The sequence below is a fragment of the Sphaerospermopsis torques-reginae ITEP-024 genome (assembly GCF_019598945.1).
GTDB lineage: Bacteria > Cyanobacteriota > Cyanobacteriia > Cyanobacteriales > Nostocaceae > Sphaerospermopsis.
In genome coordinates, this window is the sequence record NZ_CP080598.1 from 1,557,141 (window position 1) to 1,574,991 (window position 17,851).

The following is a 17,851-nucleotide window of genomic DNA, read 5'->3' on the forward strand; positions in this document are numbered from 1 at the left end:
CTTGATTGTCATTTTTATATGTACAGACACATTAGCAATTCTCATGAGTGGCAGAATATACGTCTCGTAGCCACAGATATGGATGGAACTTTGACTCAAGAGGGAAAATTCACCTCCTCACTGTTGCAAGCTTTGGAGAATTTAGCAGCCACAGGAGTTAAGGTATTGATTGTCACCGGGCGTTCCGCAGGTTGGGTAAGTGGACTCAGTAGTTTGATGCCAGTTGCGGGTGCTTTAGCAGAAAATGGGGGTTTGTTCTATTCATCTCTTAAATTAGAACCACTAACTTTAACACCTATTCCTGATTTAGCTCAACATCGTCAGGACTTAGCTACAACTTTTACCAAATTACAAAGTCAATTTCCGCAAATTCAGGAATCTGCTGACAATCGGTTTCGTGTCACTGATTGGACATTTGATGTTGCTGATTTGACATTAAATGAATTGCAATATCTCAGTAACCTTTGTCAACTTGAGGGTTGGGGATTTACTTATAGTAATGTCCAATGTCACATTAAACCACAAGCACAAAATAAATCTGTGGGACTGTTACAAGTGCTACGCGAATACTTCCCAGAATATTCACTAGAACAAGTTGTTACTGTAGGTGATAGTCCCAATGATGAAAGTTTATTTGATAGTCGTTATTTTCCTATTTCTGTAGGTGTGGCAAATGTGATGAAATATGCCAATCAGTTACAGTATCAACCTACTTATGTAACTAATGCGGCTGAAGGAGCAGGATTTTTTGAGTTATCTAGTTATATTTTGCAAAGCTTGTCAACATCAAAAAGTTAGATGATTTATAGTAATAATTCAGAAATCAGTAAATTGCTACGCCATTTACAGATTACTGATAGCTAAATTTTTACACCTATTATAACATATTTTGTGTTTTATAAACTAATTTTACCAGTCTGTTAGTTTGTTCTTATCAAAGAATTTCTTGCTACTAGTTAGATAATATCTAGGGTAACTTATGTAATATATATAACATTTTTTAGGCTAGGATTTGATTTAAAATCGGTTAAGGTCATTGCTGAATATTGATAGACGCTCGTTATAGCAACACTCAACCTATATTTTGATGAGAACAGTGACAATGTGCAACACTGTATAGTTTTCCCACCAAGCTTTTGGGATTGATATATGGGATCACAATATTCGATATCAGTAATTAATAAGTTAAGGTAATACCATTTTTATTATTTCTTTGCTATTTTGTATTTAACGGGACAGTTATTCAACACACCGTGAGATTAAATAGCAATTAATTAAGGAATTTATCTGCCCATTACTTGTAAGATATTCCAATTGCAATTTTTTGATCTAGAATTACTAAGGCAACGCAGATTTCTGTAAGATTTTGCATGGTCATCAGCCAAAATGGCAGAAGTTTATCAAGTTTATCAATTAGAAGACAACAGGATGTAGAACTATGATCACCACAAATTCTCAATCTATCATTTTCCCTAACTTGATTAGCCATATCGAAGCAACCCAACAAACAAGTCATAAGTCTGATTTACTACAACCAATACGTCAATGGTTAGATGAAATCGAATTTCACAATCGTCAACTAGCTAAATTGATCGCTAAACTGATTCCTGCTCAATGTCCCTTTGAACGTGATATTGTATTTTTCGGTCGCAAAATTGCCCACATTCCCCCTATGTGCAAACTCAATCCCCTATACGAACAATTTGTAGGCTTGCGTTTTCGCGCATTGTGTTATTTAGTAGATGAATGTGGCGAGGATATTCAATCCTACTGCTAAATCACCCTAGATACAACAACAAATGGAAATTAAGATCGAGCATCAACCGAGTCAAGAGAGCCTCAATCAGTTAGGTGTATACAAATGGGCAATTTGGCAAAAACAAGCTTCCAAATTTCCTTGGACTTATGATTCTGAAGAAACTTGTTACTTTTTAGAAGGCGATGTAGTTGTTACCCCTGATGGCGGACAACCAGTGAAAATGGGTAAAGGAGATTTAGTAACATTTCCTGCTGGGATGTCTTGTACATGGGAAATTATCAAAGACGTAAAAAAACATTATTCCTTTAATTAATTCGGCACTTCTGCACCAAGAGTCAAGATTTATGATCTTTGTCTCCTGGTATAGTTGACGATTTACAAAAGAAACATTTCATCATTTACTTGGAGTAAGTCTTGTCTGGAGATTCGCAACGAGTTTGATTAACTCCAGTTGCAATAATTTGCAAATTGTAAATTCAAGTTGTCAATTGTTCAATATTTTCATCACTTGTTGCGACTCCCAAATAATTACAATTACAATTACAATTACAATTACCAGTTAAAAGTTAAAGCTTAAAAATCATTTGTAAAAATATTCATCAATCAGGAATAACTGATATATAATTATATTTTCCTATTTACATAAGATTTACACAAAATGTTATTACATCTTAGCACCTGGCCAGAAGTTGAAACTTATTTACAACAATCTCAGGGAATTATTATTCCCATTGGTTCAACTGAACAACATGGACCAACGGGTTTAATCGGAACTGATGCGATTTGTGCCGAGACTATATCTCATGGTGTCGGTAAAGCAACATCAGCGATGGTTGCACCAACAATTAATGTCGGTATGGCATTACATCACACTGCTTTTACCGGTACAATTAGTTTACGTCCTAGCACTTTAATTTTAGTGATTAAAGATTACATCACTTGTTTAGCAAAAGCTGGTTTTACGAAGTTTTATTTTATTAATGGACATGGTGGAAATATTGCTAATTTAAAAGCTGCTTTTTCTGAAACCTATGCACATTTAGAAGATTTACAAATTCAAAACTACCAAAAAGTCCAATGTCAAATTGCTAATTGGTTTATGTGCAGTTCTGTATATAAACTAGCGAAAGAATTGTATGGGGATCAAGAAGGTTCTCATGCTACTCCTAGTGAAGTTGCTGTTACTCAATATGTCTATCCTGAAGCTATTAAAAAAGCTCCTTTGTCTCCAGAAGTTGCAGGTGGACATAAAATTTATGGTGCTGCTGATTTCCGGTTACGTTATCCTGATGGCCGTATGGGTTCAAATCCTGATTTAGCGACTCCTGAACATGGTAAGCAGTTTTATGATGTAGCTGTGGAGGAGTTGAGTAAGGGATATTTGGAGTTTATCAATCAGGAATAAGTAGGGTTTGCTGAAAAAGTCGAAAAAAACCTTGAGGAAAATTGAGTGGGTAGTCAAGCAGAAATAAAGATAAGTTTTTGTTGTCTAAACCTCACGAAAACATCAATTTCACTAATCAAATAAGAGAGAAAAGACGTAATTTTGAAAAATGGACAAAAAAATCCCCAAAAAAGTCTTGATAACAGGGTAGAAAGATTCATAACCAAAAAGGAAATAGCAATAGAAGTTAAAGAAGTATGAGGCAATTTAGTCATAACTCTACCCAGGCTAAATCTTCTTTTTCCTTGTCCAAACTTCCCCTCAATAGAATTACGAATCCGTTCATCATCAATAGCTTGTTTCTTTGTTTCTTTGCTGACATTTTTAGGTGGTCTACCCAGTGGCGGACCACTAATTCTAATTCCTCTTTCTTTACACCAGTCTCGATTATCCCTAGTACGATAAATTTTATCTACATGAACAGATTCATTAAAATTATCCCAACTAATCTGGTCTAAAAATACATATCCATCAAAACAACTAGCTGAGAACTTTGCCCCAAATTCCGTGTTTTTAGCGGCTTTACCACGGACTATGGGACGAATATGTGGTTGACTTAAACTAACTATCCTGTCTTCTATACTCCGTTTCTCATGTTCATATAACCATAGTTGTTGACGATAAACTTCTGCCACTACTAGCAACATTTTATATTGTCTGTTGCTCAATTCTAAGAGTGATGCACCCCCATTCATTATTTGTTGAATGTGCGCTAGGTTTCTTTTGATATATTGCAGTTGTTTCTTGATGGCTTTTCTTCTTTCAGCGGATTGGACTTTCTTTTTTCTGGCTACTACTAAATATTCCTTTCTGGCTATTTTTCTGTAGGTTCTTGGTTTGTTGCTATTTTTTACTTTTACAGAGTTATATAATATATCTATAATTATTTCTGTGTGCTTTCTAGCTTGATTTAATAATCCTAAATCTGTGGGATAACTGATGTCTGCTGGCGCACAACTGGCATCTAATATTAATTTCCCTCGATTCGTCACCTCACTTTTTGAATCCTCGACTTCTGACTTTTTTCCTTTTACTTCTGACTCCTTTTGATTTTCTAATACCTTTTTGACTATTTTTTGATTCAATCTGTTGACTAGGTTCATATCTATTCTTTCTCGAAAATGAACTAGCATTGATGGGTCAAATGGTGTTTGATTACTATAGGCTGACATTCCTATAAAGTATTGCAGGTAAGGGTTTTCTCTAATCTGTTCTACTGTTTCCCTATCACTTGTTCCTAGTTTTTCTTTGATTATTAATGCTCCCAATGCCATTCTAAATGTTTTGGCTGGTGCGCCTAAAACTTCAGTAAATATGGCTGCGTATTCTGCTTCAAATTCTGTCCACGGTATTATTTTCGCTAAGATTACCCAACGGTTATCTGCTGCTAGTTTTCCCCCAAAGGGTAGTTCAAACTCTTCCGGTAGCGTGTCTTGTTGTTTTTGTTTACGATACATTGTGATGCACCTTGATGCAAGGATTTTTACATATTTTACCCTTTTTTCTTGCACTTTGTTTCTCTTTTCTGACCCCTAAACTCTTTATTTATCTGGCTTTTGCGTTTATTCAGCAAGCCCCAATTAGAAGTTTTAAAGCAAGAAAACTTTAATCATCCTTATTATTGGTCAGCTTTTGTATTAATTGGTAATTGGTTATAAAATTGTTATATAAGGGTTTAGTTATAGAAGCTATTCCCAGAAGCAGTAAGGGAATAAATTCCCTGTCTAATAGCTACTAAATAAGAATGATTTTTATGTACCAAACAGAACCACCTGTTCCTGCTCAAGAAACCCTCCCTACCATGTATGATCTTCCTAGTGAGTACGTGGAGGATGCAGGGTTGCCAGACGAATTTCATCTTTTACAACCGAGACTTTTAACGGATACCTTTTCACCCGCTAATTATCCCCCAGATCAGGTATTTGTTGCCAGTGACTTAAATCTTTATTATGATACTCGTAATCCATTATGGTATAAACGTCCAGATTGGTTTGCGGTGGTTGGTGTTTCTCGTTTATTTGATCAGCGAGAATTACGTTTAAGTTATGTAATGTGGCAAGAAATAATTGCCCCTTTAGTGATGGTAGAATTATTGTCACCCAAAACAGAAAAGGAAGATTTAGGTAGAACTTTGAGAGAAGTGAACCAACCGCCTACAAAATGGGAAGTATATGAAAAAATTGTCAGAGTGCCTTATTATATTATTTTTGATCGGTACACTGATAAATTACAAGCATTTCAATTAGTGGCGGATCGCTATGAAGAAATAGATGTGAGTTCTGGTAAAATTTGGATGCCAGGAATAGAGTTAGGTGTGGGACTTTGGCAAGGTAGTTTTGAAGGGATTGAACGTTTATGGTTACGCTGGTATGATAGTGCAGGAAATTGGGTTCTTACCTCTGTGGAAAAGGAAAGACAACGGGCTGATAAATTAGCGGCGAAGTTGCGAGAATTGGGAATTAATCCTGATGATTTGTAATGAAAGGTGATTGGTAATTGGTAATTGGTAATTGGTGATTGGTGATTGGTGATTGGGAAAAATGAAATTGATTACCCATTACCCATTACCTATTACCCATTACCTAATTAAACAGCTTTCAAAATCTCATCATCTACAGAAAAATCAACTTCTGTTTTATCTTGTCCATTAGCTAAATAATCATTGTTTAAAGAATCTTTTAAACCAGAAATTAAATCATATTCTGGTTGCCAATTTAATTCAGTCATGGCTTTATTTACCGATGCGAAAAAGTGTTGTACTCGCATGGGGAAAGCTTTCCGTTTACCAAAATCAAACTTTTTCGGATCGTAATGGACGATTTTAATCTCATCCGCAGACTTACCAGCAGCGATCGCACAAGCACGGGCTAAACCATCGAAAGTGACAAAGCGATCACCTGACACATTATAAATCTCACCAATGGCTTTTTCATTGCCAATTACCTGTAACATCGCCTGTGCTAGATCCTTAACATGGCCTAACTGGGTAATGTGCATACCATTTCCCGGAATAGGAATAGGGCGATCGCGGACAATTCTATCAAAAAACCAACTTTCCAAAGGATTATAATTTTGTGGTCCGTAAATATAAGTCGGACGAATGGAAGTAAAAGGTATTCCTAACTGTTGTAAAAACGCTTCCGTTTCGTGCTTACCCTTGTGACGACTTTTCGGATCAACAGCATCACCTTCAATATGGGGCATTTGATCAGACTTTAAATATACCCCCGCCGAACTCATATAAACAAAATGTTTGACCCGTCCGTTGAAAATTTCCGCCAAAGGTTGAGTATCAGCAAGTTCCCGACCATTATTGTCAAAAATGACATCAAAACTTTCCTGTGATAACTTATCCTTTAACTGAGTTGGGTCAGTGCGATCGCCTATAATCTGTCCTACACCATCAGGTGCGGGATGATTACCACGATTAAACAAAACCACCTCATAGCCAGCTTTTACCAGCAGTTGAGTCAAGTAGACACCGATAAACCGAGTCCCACCAATAACCAGAATACGCATAAAATCCCAAATCCTTATAAACACAGGTGACAAAACACCCCTATTGTTGAGATTATCAGGTTATAGGTGATAGGTGACAGGTGACAGTAAAAAGGCAAGAGGCAATAGGCAAGAGGCAAAAGTTTATTCTTACCAATTACCAATTACCAATTACCAATTACCCATTTTTAATTTTTAATTTTTAATTTTTAATTGAACTCATGTCTTCAAAATATGCTTTAGTTCATGAGTGGCTAACACCCAAAGCCACAGGCGGTTCAGAACTCGTAGTCAAGGAAATATTAAATCATGTAGATGCTGATTTATATGCCTTAATAGATTTTGAATCTACCAACCCAGAAAGTTATCTCTACCAGCGTCAGATAGGTAAAACCTTTTTGCAACATTTACCCTTAGCCCGTCAAGGGGTACAAAAATATTTACCCTTGTTACCATTGGCCATCGAACAGTTAGATTTACGTCAATATGAGGTAATTTTATCTTCATCCCATGCAGTAGCCAAAGGAGTCCTCACCACTCCAGATCAACTGCACATTTGTTATTGCCATAGTCCAATGCGTTATGCTTGGGACTTGACCTTTGATTATCTCAACCAAAGCAAACTAGGAAAAGGTGGAATTGGATGGATCACAAAATACTTATTGCATAGCTTACGTCAATGGGATGTATTGAGTGCCAACCGGGTTGACTACTTCATCGCCAACTCCCAGCATACAGCCCGCAGGATTTGGCGTTGCTATCGCCGAGAAGCAAAAGTCATTTACCCACCAGTAAACATCGAAAACTTGCCCTTCTGCGCTGAAAAAGAGGATTTTTATCTGATCGTTTCCCGATTAGTCAGCTACAAACAAGTATCCTTGATTGTTCAGGCTTTTAATCAACTCAAACGACCATTGGTGGTGATTGGTACAGGACCGCAAATGAAACATCTGCAAGCGATCGCCAGTCCTCATATCCAAATACTCGGATGGCAACCTGAGGATATGGTAAAAACCTATATGGCTCGTGCTAAAGCCTTTGTTTATGCAGCTTGTGAAGATTTTGGCATTGCCTTAGTAGAAGCACAAGCTTGTGGTACTCCTGTTATTGCTTATGGTGCTGGTGGTGCTTTAGAAACCGTGCGAGATATTCGCACTTGTATGGACACCGGAACAGGTATATTCTTTAAAGAACAAACAGTAGCAGCTTTGGTGGAGGCCGTAGAAAAGTTTGAAGTCTATCAGGATTTTTTAAAATCTGAGTATATAAAATTACACGCTAGTCAGTTTTCGAGACAGGTTTTTGCAGATCGTTATCTAGATTTCCTGAATCAGTGTCAAGAAAAAAGACCTTCCCTGAAATAATATTCAGGATTTTTGTATTTATTTTCTAGGCTTTTGGGAATTTCCCCCCAGAATCACTGCCTTTTAGCTTTAAGATTGGGACTATGTGTGGTGTGGATTATTAAGGAGTATGATGACTGCCCAGAGTTCACTTCTCTCCGGCAAGCGATACCCACGTAAAGATGCTAATGCCTCGACGCATACTTTAGTCAAACGTGGTCAAAAATCAAAACCGCCCAAGATCAAACCCAGAGGTTTATCTGATCAGGGTTTAAACGGAGAGTTAGCCAAACGACTGTTCGATATTGCATTTTCTTTGTCGGTTTTGATTTTGTTTTTCCCGATATACATAATCTTGGCCTTACTGATTGCTGTAAGCTCACAAGGTCCGATTTTTTATATCCAAGAACGAGTTGGTAAAAACTATCGTCCCTTTAAATGTATCAAATTCCGCACAATGGTAACAAATGCGGATGAAATACTCGCCCAAATGATGGAAACTTCCCCAGAGTTACGTCAAGAATTTACCAGCACTTTTAAACTGAAAAAAGACCCCCGGATTACCAAAATTGGTCACTTACTGCGAATTACCAGCTTAGATGAATTTCCCCAATTTTGGAACGTTTTAAAAGGGGATATGAGTGTAGTCGGACCCCGCCCCCTAGTAGCGGAAGAATTGTCCAAATATGGCTCTCACATTAATGAAGTTTTAACCATTCGTCCAGGCATTACTGGATTATGGCAAGTATCTGGACGTAATGATATACCTTACCCCCGGCGAGTCCAAATAGACCTACACTATGTTAAATTCAGAAATTTTTGGCTAGATTTATGGATCATCTTGAAAACCATTAATGTGGTAATCATGCCTAAAAATAACGGGGCTTATTAACGCCCTATGGCTAACGCCACACTCCCCTATCAGGAGTATGGCTAATGCCAAACCTAATAAAATCAGTAGCCTCACAAAAAAATGCTACAACGTCTACTGTCAACTTTATTAAATCTTCATATAAATCTATAGTTTATTTAATTTTTGCAAATCTCAGAAAAATTATTAGAAAAAAGCCTGAAACCCCTTGAGGTCAAGTTTTGGATCTTGGCAGACAAACTTAACCGCTTTGTTTTTATAGATAATGGAAACCTAACTTGTTAAAATGGTTTTTGTTTAGTACAGTAGTTGACATTTGAGCTTGAATAGCAACTAAGACTTGTATGTTTAAAATCAGGCAATTTTAGCAATGAGTTGCTAATTTATCTAGTATTGCCTGTAAATTTTACAACTTCAACAACAAGAGATAATTGGGCATGACAGAAAAAAAACGAGCGTTGATTACTGGTATCACAGGTCAAGATGGTTCTTACTTAAGCGAATTTTTACTAGAACAAGGTTATGAAGTTCACGGAATTATCCGCCGTACCTCTACCTTTAACACAGATCGCATTGATCATATTTACGAAGATCCACATAAAGAAGGTGTAAGATTATTTCTCCACTACGGCGATTTAACTGATGGTACTACCCTGCGCCGCATTTTAGAAGAAGTTAAACCCACAGAAATTTATAATTTAGGCGCTCAATCTCACGTTAGAGTTAGTTTTGATTCTCCTGAATATACAGTAGATGCTGTAGGGATGGGAACTCTTCGTTTATTAGAAGCCATCCGCGACTATCAACACCGCACAGGGATTCAAGTACGCTTCTATCAAGCCGGTTCTTCAGAAATGTATGGTTTGGTGCAAGCAGTCCCCCAAAGTGAAACAACACCTTTTTATCCCCGCAGTCCCTACGCTTGTGCTAAAGTTTATGCCCACTGGCAAACAGTAAATTATCGAGAATCCTATAACTTGTTTGCTTGCAACGGTATTCTTTTTAACCATGAATCACCCCGTCGGGGTGAAACATTTGTTACTAGAAAAATCACCAGAGCTGTTGCTCGCATTGTCGCTGGTAAGCAAAAAGTCTTATATATGGGTAATTTAGATGCTAAACGTGATTGGGGTTATGCCAAAGATTACGTTAGAGCAATGTGGCTGATGTTGCAACAAGATCATCCAGATGATTACGTTATTGCTACAGGGGAAACTCACTCAGTACGGGAATTTTTGGAATTAGCATTTGGTTATGTTAATCTCAACTGGCAAGATTATGTTGAATTTGATCAACGCTATCTCAGACCAGCAGAAGTAGATTTATTAATTGGTGATCCTACCAAAGCACAACAAAAGTTAGGTTGGAAACCTTCTGTTACCTTCAAAGAACTTGTTTCTTTAATGGTAGAAGCTGACTTACAAGCACTAGGTTATACTTCCCCTAATGGCAATGGTTCACAACAACCCCAAGATATTGCTACTATTCGTCAAGAATTAGGTTCTTTGCATTTTTAATTAGGTGAAAGGTGACTGGTGACTGGGGACTGGTGACTGGTGACTGGGGAATATTTGTTCTGAAATCCTGAACTTCTGAACTCCTGACTCCTGACTCCTGACTCCTGACTCCTGACTCCTGACTCCTGACTCCTGACTCCTGACTCCTGTTTATTCCAAAATCTAAAATCCAAAATCGAATGACTGCTTTAGAATTAACAAATAAACGCATTCTTGTTACTGGTGGTGCAGGTTTTCTTGGCCGTCAAGTAATTGATCAATTGTGTCAAGCTGGGGCTGACCGTGAGAAAATTACAGTACCGCGATCGCGTGATTGTGATTTACGAGTTTGGGAAAATTGCCAACGTGCAGTTAATCAACAGGATATTGTTATTCACTTAGCTGCTCATGTCGGTGGAATTGGCCTCAACCGCGAAAAACCAGGTGAGTTATTTTACGATAACTTGATCATGGGTACTCAGCTAATTCATGCGGCCTATCAAGCAGGTTTAGAAAAGTTCGTTTGCGTTGGTACTATCTGCGCTTATCCTAAATTTACCCCAGTCCCTTTTAAAGAAGAAGACTTGTGGAATGGCTATCCAGAGGAAACCAACGCTCCTTATGGAGTAGCTAAGAAGGCGCTGTTAGTCCAACTGCAATCTTACCGTCAGCAGTATGGGTTTAATGGTATTTACCTACTCCCGGTGAACTTATATGGTCCTGAAGATAATTTTGACCCTAGAAGTTCTCATGTTATTCCAGCTTTGATCCGCAAAGTTCACGAAGCACAAGTTAAGGGAGAAAAGCAACTTCCTGTTTGGGGTGATGGTTCTCCTACCCGCGAGTTTTTGTATTCTACAGATGCAGCGCGGGGTATTGTCATGGGTACTCAGTTCTACAATGAGTCTGATCCTGTTAACTTGGGTACAGGTTATGAAATCTCTATTAGAGATTTGATTACTCTGATTTGTGAGTTAATGGAGTATGAAGGGGAGATTGTTTGGGAAACTGACAAACCCAACGGACAACCAAGACGTTGTTTAGATACGGAAAAAGCCAAGGAAGCGTTTGGTTTCAATGCTCAAGTCAGCTTTGAAGAAGGGCTAAAAAATACCATTGAGTGGTATCGTCAAAACGCTGCATAGGTAAAAACCTAGCATTTTATCTCGTTCCCAGTCTCTGACTGGGAATGCCATCAAAGAGCTAGAATATAAAACTAAAAAGTTTGGTTGTGAAATTATAATTGCTGATAGATTTTATCCATCAAGTAAAACCTGTTCTCACTGTGGACATAGAAAAGATAGTCTTTCTTTATCTGAAAGAATTTATCACTGCGAGAACTGTAGTTTTGAGATGGATAGGGATCTGAATGCTGCAATTAATTTATCGCGTTTGGCTAAAGCGTGAAAGTCTACCGAGGGATAACTGCTCCCATGCTCCCGTTGAAGTAGAAAGTAAAGTCTATTTTTGTCTAGGTTTTATATAGCAGCAATTGACAATTGACAATTAACAATGGACAATTACCCTTGAATGAAACAATTATCAATTATCAATTATCAATTATCAATTATCAATTATCAATTCACCTGTTCGCACATTGCTAAAAATTGATTCACAGCTAAACAAAACAGAAATTCGACGTAGTTTGCTAAGAAAACGTCAATCTATGACTGTTCAAGATTGGCAAAAAAAGAGCGATCGCATTTCTTCACAACTGCAAAATTCGCCTTTATTTAGCCAAGCAACTACTATCCTGGCCTATTTCAGCTTTCGTCAAGAACCTGATTTAAGTCCACTGTTTACCGACTCGCAGCGTCGTTGGGGTTTTCCCCGTTGTGTTGGTAAGTCTCTATCCTGGCATTTGTGGCAGCCAGATGATATACTGCAAACTGGTAATTATGGTATTACTGAACCACACCCAGAAGCACCAACTATAGATCCTACAGAAGTCGATTTAATTCTTGTTCCTAGTGTAGCTTGCGATCGCCAAGGATATCGTTTAGGTTATGGTGGTGGATATTATGACCGTTTTTTGAGTTCTCCCGTTTGGTCTAAATTACCCACTATAGGAGTAGTTTTTGACTTTGCCTATTTCTCTCAACTACCCTCTGATAATTGGGATAAACGTTTACAAGGTGTTATTACTGAATCGGAAATTTACTTCCGATAAAATCGGAGCGGCGGGATTCGAACCCACGACCTCCACTACCCCAAAGTGGCGCGCTACCAAGCTGCGCTACGCCCCGCTAACCTAACTTTTAGATTCTCAATTTTAGATTTTGGATTGGGGATTTTTCCAAATTTGTGAATCTATATTTTGAATCTAACCTTTATTAAGTCACTTTTCTAAATATATCAAAAGTCTAAGGAAAACGCAAGGGGTTTTTCAAAAAACTTTCAGCATCGCCGCTGCTGCCACCAAACCCGGTACAGCATGAGCATCCCATTGTCCTTCTGCACATCGCCCAGTGTTGAGGATAAAGCGCAAACTATAGGAGTGGGGATAACCTTCTACCTCCATCCATAATAAATCACTTTCGGCTTCACAGGCAATTTTTTCTTCATCCATTAATTCTGTCGCTAAATGCTTCATCGTATCTGCAAGCTTATTTAATAAGCGACAAAAATCATCTAATTCAACTTCGGTTAATTCAACCGCCCAATTATCTGTACCAACTAAGCCTTTAAATTCGGGTGCGTCTGGATTCCAACCTATATGCCAACCAGTTCCGCTTTTAATTACTTTTTCCATTAGTTATTGGTGAGGGAATAGGGAGCAGGGAACAGGGAACAGGGAACAGAAGGCAGGAGGCAAGAGGCAGGAGTTTTTTATTTTGGATTTTGGATTTTGGATTTTGGATTGTTTTTGTGATCTCCAATCTAAAATCTAAAATCTAAAATCTAAAATTTTCCTCCCCAGTCACCTGTCACCTGTCACCTGTCACCTGATGATGGAGTATTAAAAATATCAACCAGGACTTGTACTAACTGATGACGTTGGTTGCGGGTGAGTTTAGCTATAGCAGTGCGATCGCCCTCTAAGGGATTTTGATTTAAGGAATCATTACCCGGATAGGAAGCTTCATATATAATTTCATTGGCATTCAAATAGTCAGCTAAAGTTAGTTTCCAATCGAAACGATATATAGGCGCTCTACCTTTTACATAAATGTGATAACGAAGCAACCGACTAGCTAAAGTATTATTTTCAGCCACCTTTCCAGTTTCTTTACTGATATATTGATTTTCTTTTGGCAGATATGGTAATTGCTGATACACTAACTGCCAAATATCACTAGGGCTGATTCTCTGGGCTACAGCAGGTGAGATACTAAGAAAATAGAAGTTTCCTGAACCCAAAACCAATAAACTCACAGTTATTACTGTAATTATCAGTCCTGAATGAAAGCGCAAAAATAAAAGTTTTGTCTTTTTCATGTTTAGAGAAAAACTGGGAAATGGGAACTAATAACCCATCCCCAGCATCATATAAATTACAAATCGCCTAAATTACAAATCGCCGATAATTTCTGGCTGAGTTAGTTCATCAGACATTTCAATAATGGCTCTAAGTACAGGTTTCATCATGCTATCTTCATTATTTTCAAAATCTTCGTAACGCCGACGCTTGGCACGATTAGCTACTTGCACAGTAATCCGATAGCGATTTGAAGCGGCGCTAATCAGATCCTCGGCACGGTGCATAATTTGAGATTGGGTTGTCTCGAACTTGGAACGCTTCAGCATAATTTGTGTTTGTTAGGATTCTCAACCAGTTTAGCAGTACCAAAAGAAACTGAGAAATTGGAATTGCATATATTATAAATAACACATAAATAACACAAAAATTCTTGATTTGTACTTATGTCTAAAAAGAATTTTATCACTTCCCAAAAATCTCTGTTACTCATACTCAGCGCGAGTCTGACTACTTTTTCTAGTTTACCCATTCTAGCTTCACAGGCGGGAAATATACCCCGTCCTTCCGATGCACCACTAGAACTAAATTTATTGAGTCAGCCCAAAAGCTCCGTCATCACAGCTAACACTATCAACCCACAAGGTTTAACTATCCCTAGTTTATGGTGGGCAAAAGAAAATGCCGAAAATAAACTTTTAGATAATTGGATAGCATATCCAGCGTCTGAAAATGAATCAGCCCGTGTAGACTTGATCGTAAATCAGCAAATTTGGAGTTTATTAGATTATCTAGAACGCTACCGATTTGTGCATAATCTGGGTAATTATACTCGTAATTTTGGTTATAACATCCGCGTTTTCAATTATCAAAAAGAAATGTTAGCAACTTACACCTGTAAACTGGATTTAAATCCAGAAATATGTAATATCCAAATGACCAATCAAAGTAAGTTAGGTTTACCAATTGATAATTGATAATTGATAATTGATAATTGATAATTGATAATTGATAATTGATAATTGATGTAAGCATTCAGCCGTCAGCCATCAGCCATCAGCAAGAGCCTAAAAAACATCAATACTAACCTGTAGCTTTCTCTCATTAACAGTTGTGAAATTTGACAACATTCTGCTAATTTTAAGACAAATCTGTCTCAATGTAGGTAAAAGCTGATTACTGATTACTGATTACTGATAGCTGAATACTTACTAATTGATAATTGATAATTCAATTATCCTGGATTTTTCATTTTCGTAAACAAAGATTCATACTGTTTTGTTGCTGCTGCTGATAATGGTAGAATAAATTCGCTTTTATCAAATACTTCCTGATTAGTTAATAATAGGTTTTGTAATGGTTGGGAAATATCAGAGGCAGGAATATTTGTCGTAATAGGCGTGTTGGTTTTAGTCAATATAGTAATTTCCTTAGCTATATTTGGTTGCCAACAAAAATTAATCCATTCGGATGATAAATTGCTTTGCTCAACTCCTGCTGGGTTTACCCATAAATCAGCCCAAATTGCTGTTCCTGATTGGGGAATGATAGCATTAAGCTTGGGATAACGACTGAGTACAGGTATGACATCATTTGACCAACCCACAGCTAACCAAGTATCTCCCATAATTAGCGGTTCTAGATAGGTAGTGGAATCATAGAATTTTACTTGTTGATTTAATGTTTGTAATTCTGTTTCTAAAGAGGAAATTTCTGCCAGATTTTCTGTATTGTAGGATTTTCCTAGTTTCTTTAAAACTAAACCAATAACTTCTCTGGAATTATTCAGTAAGGAAATGCGCGATCGCAAATCACTGCGCCACAAATCACTCCAATCTTTTGGTTGCCAATCAAATTGTTGCAACTTTTCCCGATTATAAACAATTACTGTATTACCCCAGCGATAAGGTGCTGCCCAAACCTTACCTTGTGGATCTATGTTTCCTTGATCATCCCTTTTTACCAGTTGCTGCCATTTTGGATTTAAAGTTGACCATTGTTTAATTTTTTCTGTTTCCAATGGTTGAATTAGTTTCTGTTCAATAGCTGCTTTTAGCCAATAATCTCCTAATGTTACTAAGTCAGATTTAGTAACTTTTGAATTTTGCCTAAATGGAATCCAACGACTCCATCCTTCTTTGTTATTAGCATCTGGTTGTTGCCAAGTTTGTAACTGTTTAAATAAATCATAAATTTGATTAACAGGGACAAACTTTAAATTTACCTCTGACTGTAAAGTTTTACGAAACTGATTAACCACGTATCCAGGTATAGAACCTTTTAACAGTTGCACATTAAATTGCGTCTGGTTCGGTCTATTACACCCCATCAGCATTTGGAAAATAACCAGTCCGCTTGTACCTATCAAAAAAGAACGTCGATTCATTTATTTTTAACTTTAGGAATATAATTAATGATTTATTTAGGATCATACCAAGAAAAATATCAAAGATTAAATAAATCATAAGTATTTTTAACATTTCCAGTAAATTGAATAACATAGAAACACTATTTGGGAATAAAGGTATTAAATGGACTCACTGCAAACACAGATACTGACTTTGAGCCAGAAAGTAGATGCTCTATACCAAGTGATTGACAACCTTGACAGGAAACTATCTCAGGGTTTGTCAGATTGCTTTTTAGAGCAAAAACAGCCAAAAGATAATTATCTAGAAAATCATGAACTTGAAATGTTCAACTTCAAACCACAGATTACTTTCAATTCTGATTTGGAACATAAGGATGTGTTAATAGATGGCATTTATCCAGATATGAATATGCAAGCTGGAGATAAGCTAATAACACCAGAGATTCAAATCCAACGACTAACAGCCCAATTAACAGCAGCATATAATCGTATTGCTGCTTTAGAAGAACAATTAATGCGACAACGAATTCATTAATTGTGTTATTTGGGCTTCAATAGCTGTTAAAAGCTGTTCTTGCTGCCAATTTTGACTGATATAGGCGGCTATACACGCTGCTCCAGCACCAACACCTTCTTTGACAAAACCCTGCTCATAAGCTTGGAGTTGGGGATAACGAGAATCAGCAAAACTTAATTGTGTAGCTAGTAGGGGAGGAGTGATTTTACCTCGACTAAAGTTGTTTTTACCCAAGCTGAGGGCTAAGTCAACTGTAGCCCCGGTAGTGTCTTCTGCAACCCAACGAGTTGTACCAACAACTATTGCTTCTGGTTGCCAAGACAAAGAGTAAGCTTGAGCGATCGCTTGCAGTAAAGCATAAACAGCCAGCATTTGTGTACCACCAGCCAGCAAAACCCCACAACGCCGACTAGCAGCGATCGCCATCCCAGCTACCACTACTTGCATTGGATCACCTACTGCTGCTACAAGTTCCAGAGGATCTGTAAAATTGTGGCGTTTTTCCAAACCTGCTCGTACTACAGCCCACTTTTGTGCATGATTACAAACAGAATGACTACTATTAACTTTTCCAGCCGCATCAATACCTAAACCAGTTAAAATTGCCAAAGCAGTTGTAGTACCACCCACAACACACTCACTTAAAATTAGATATCCCTGAGAGTGTTTAGCACCGAGTTGATCACCCCAAAGTAAACCTTGTTCCAGCAAATGTTTAACTGTGGCTATTTCCATAGCAGTACCTGTACTTAAACACCTGGCAGTCGTGCCTCCCAAATCAATAAATGGTACAGATGGAGTTAAGGGTAAACCAGCATTAAACAAATAAACTGGTATTTTTAGTTCTTCCACCACAGCACGAGAAATTAGCACCGGGGAAGCGCCAGCAGTCAAAGGTGGTAAAGGGTATTTAGGCTGAGGGGTTGCACCATAATACAAAAATTCCGCATCAGCACAAGCAGTATATTTTCTATCCTCTGGAGTCAACCCAGCAGCAGAAATACCAGGAATCAAACAAGTTTCTGTAAAACCTAAAACACAGGCAAAAATAGGTAAACTACCATAATAAGGTTTGAGCCATGCTTCACCCTGTTCAATTTGGGTATAAATTTTAATCATTGTCATTAGGAACAG

General features: G+C 37.6%; 20 protein-coding genes and 1 tRNA gene. 13 read left to right on the forward strand and 8 right to left on the reverse strand.

The features are described from left to right. The first annotated feature begins 18 nt into the window (after positions 1-18). The 4 genes from K2F26_RS07085 to K2F26_RS07100 all read left to right on the forward strand — a co-directional run bounded on the left by K2F26_RS07085 (position 19) and on the right by K2F26_RS07100 (position 3,164). On the forward strand, positions 19-798 hold the full coding sequence (locus K2F26_RS07085) for an HAD family hydrolase (RefSeq protein WP_220610905.1): 780 nt from the start codon (positions 19-21) through the stop codon (positions 796-798). Between the two features lie 640 nt (positions 799-1,438). Next, on the forward strand, positions 1,439-1,777 hold the full coding sequence (locus K2F26_RS07090) for a Mo-dependent nitrogenase C-terminal domain-containing protein (RefSeq protein ID WP_220610906.1): 339 nt from the start codon (positions 1,439-1,441) through the stop codon (positions 1,775-1,777). 22 nt (positions 1,778-1,799) lie between these two features. Continuing rightward, positions 1,800-2,072: a cupin domain-containing protein gene (locus K2F26_RS07095; protein WP_220610907.1), complete on the forward strand. Its 273-nt coding sequence runs from the start codon at positions 1,800-1,802 to the stop codon at positions 2,070-2,072. Positions 2,073-2,417: 345 nt separating this feature from the next. Then, entirely contained in the window at positions 2,418-3,164 is a 747-nt protein-coding gene (locus K2F26_RS07100; protein ID WP_220610908.1) for a creatininase family protein, read from the forward strand. A gap of 53 nt (positions 3,165-3,217) precedes the next feature. Here K2F26_RS07100 and K2F26_RS07105 read toward each other — a convergent pair whose 3' ends face one another. Further along, positions 3,218-4,660 carry an IS5 family transposase gene (locus K2F26_RS07105; protein WP_220610909.1) on the reverse strand — a complete coding sequence of 481 codons (1,443 nt, stop codon included), beginning with the start codon at positions 4,658-4,660 and terminating at the stop codon, positions 3,218-3,220. Positions 4,661-4,956: 296 nt separating this feature from the next. On the opposite strand from K2F26_RS07105, the gene K2F26_RS07110 reads away from it, so the two are divergent. Next, positions 4,957-5,682 carry a Uma2 family endonuclease gene (locus K2F26_RS07110; RefSeq protein WP_220610910.1) on the forward strand — a complete coding sequence of 242 codons (726 nt, stop codon included), beginning with the start codon at positions 4,957-4,959 and terminating at the stop codon, positions 5,680-5,682. A 107-nt stretch (positions 5,683-5,789) separates the two neighbouring features. Here K2F26_RS07110 and K2F26_RS07115 read toward each other — a convergent pair whose 3' ends face one another. Next, positions 5,790-6,722, reverse strand: a complete 933-nt coding sequence (locus K2F26_RS07115) for an NAD-dependent epimerase/dehydratase family protein (protein WP_220610911.1) — start codon at positions 6,720-6,722, stop codon at positions 5,790-5,792. Between the two features lie 200 nt (positions 6,723-6,922). Here K2F26_RS07115 and K2F26_RS07120 point away from each other — a divergent pair, with 200 nt between their 5' ends. The 6 genes from K2F26_RS07120 (at position 6,923) to K2F26_RS07145 (ending at position 12,581) form a co-directional block, all read left to right on the forward strand. Further along, positions 6,923-8,065 carry a glycosyltransferase gene (locus K2F26_RS07120; RefSeq protein WP_194051710.1) on the forward strand — a complete coding sequence of 381 codons (1,143 nt, stop codon included), beginning with the start codon at positions 6,923-6,925 and terminating at the stop codon, positions 8,063-8,065. 112 nt (positions 8,066-8,177) lie between these two features. Beyond that, positions 8,178-8,936 carry an undecaprenyl-phosphate galactose phosphotransferase family protein gene (locus K2F26_RS07125; RefSeq protein ID WP_137666546.1) on the forward strand — a complete coding sequence of 253 codons (759 nt, stop codon included), beginning with the start codon at positions 8,178-8,180 and terminating at the stop codon, positions 8,934-8,936. A 416-nt stretch (positions 8,937-9,352) separates the two neighbouring features. Next, complete coding sequence (gene gmd, locus K2F26_RS07130) at positions 9,353-10,432, forward strand: GDP-mannose 4,6-dehydratase (RefSeq protein WP_220610912.1); 1,080 nt, start codon at positions 9,353-9,355, stop codon at positions 10,430-10,432. A 179-nt stretch (positions 10,433-10,611) separates the two neighbouring features. Then, a complete protein-coding gene (locus K2F26_RS07135) occupies positions 10,612-11,556 on the forward strand; it encodes a GDP-L-fucose synthase family protein (protein ID WP_220610913.1) in 945 nt (314 codons plus the stop codon). A 49-nt stretch (positions 11,557-11,605) separates the two neighbouring features. Further along, positions 11,606-11,818: a zinc ribbon domain-containing protein gene (locus K2F26_RS07140; protein WP_302850059.1), complete on the forward strand. Its 213-nt coding sequence runs from the start codon at positions 11,606-11,608 to the stop codon at positions 11,816-11,818. Positions 11,819-12,008: 190 nt separating this feature from the next. Beyond that, positions 12,009-12,581, forward strand: coding sequence for a 5-formyltetrahydrofolate cyclo-ligase (locus K2F26_RS07145; RefSeq protein ID WP_220610914.1), 573 nt, complete (start codon positions 12,009-12,011; stop codon positions 12,579-12,581). A gap of 2 nt (positions 12,582-12,583) precedes the next feature. On the opposite strand, the gene K2F26_RS07150 is transcribed toward K2F26_RS07145, so the two are convergent. The 4 genes from K2F26_RS07150 to K2F26_RS07165 form a co-directional block, all read right to left on the reverse strand. Next, positions 12,584-12,657, reverse strand: a tRNA-Pro gene (locus K2F26_RS07150). A gap of 140 nt (positions 12,658-12,797) precedes the next feature. Then, positions 12,798-13,163: a DUF1818 family protein gene (locus tag K2F26_RS07155; protein ID WP_220610915.1), complete on the reverse strand. Its 366-nt coding sequence runs from the start codon at positions 13,161-13,163 to the stop codon at positions 12,798-12,800. 182 nt (positions 13,164-13,345) lie between these two features. Next, positions 13,346-13,849: a hypothetical protein gene (locus K2F26_RS07160; RefSeq protein ID WP_220610916.1), complete on the reverse strand. Its 504-nt coding sequence runs from the start codon at positions 13,847-13,849 to the stop codon at positions 13,346-13,348. A 72-nt stretch (positions 13,850-13,921) separates the two neighbouring features. Continuing rightward, positions 13,922-14,158 (reverse strand): DNA-directed RNA polymerase subunit omega, encoded by a 237-nt coding sequence (locus K2F26_RS07165; RefSeq protein WP_096570468.1) that lies wholly within the window; start codon positions 14,156-14,158, stop codon positions 13,922-13,924. 117 nt (positions 14,159-14,275) lie between these two features. On the opposite strand from K2F26_RS07165, the gene K2F26_RS07170 reads away from it, so the two are divergent. After that, positions 14,276-14,806, forward strand: a complete 531-nt coding sequence (locus tag K2F26_RS07170; protein ID WP_220610917.1) for a hypothetical protein — start codon at positions 14,276-14,278, stop codon at positions 14,804-14,806. A gap of 257 nt (positions 14,807-15,063) precedes the next feature. Here the strand turns inward: K2F26_RS07170 and K2F26_RS07175 are convergent, their stop codons facing one another. Continuing rightward, complete coding sequence (locus tag K2F26_RS07175; protein WP_220610918.1) at positions 15,064-16,215, reverse strand: extracellular solute-binding protein; 1,152 nt, start codon at positions 16,213-16,215, stop codon at positions 15,064-15,066. Between the two features lie 145 nt (positions 16,216-16,360). On the opposite strand from K2F26_RS07175, the gene K2F26_RS07180 reads away from it, so the two are divergent. Then, entirely contained in the window at positions 16,361-16,735 is a 375-nt protein-coding gene (locus K2F26_RS07180; protein ID WP_220610919.1) for a hypothetical protein, read from the forward strand. Here the strand turns inward: K2F26_RS07180 and cobT are convergent. Continuing rightward, positions 16,712-17,836: a nicotinate mononucleotide-dependent phosphoribosyltransferase CobT gene (cobT, locus tag K2F26_RS07185; protein WP_220611814.1), complete on the reverse strand. Its 1,125-nt coding sequence runs from the start codon at positions 17,834-17,836 to the stop codon at positions 16,712-16,714. The two genes, K2F26_RS07180 and cobT, sit on opposite strands and share 24 nt — an antisense overlap. Positions 17,837-17,851: the final 15 nt, after the last annotated feature.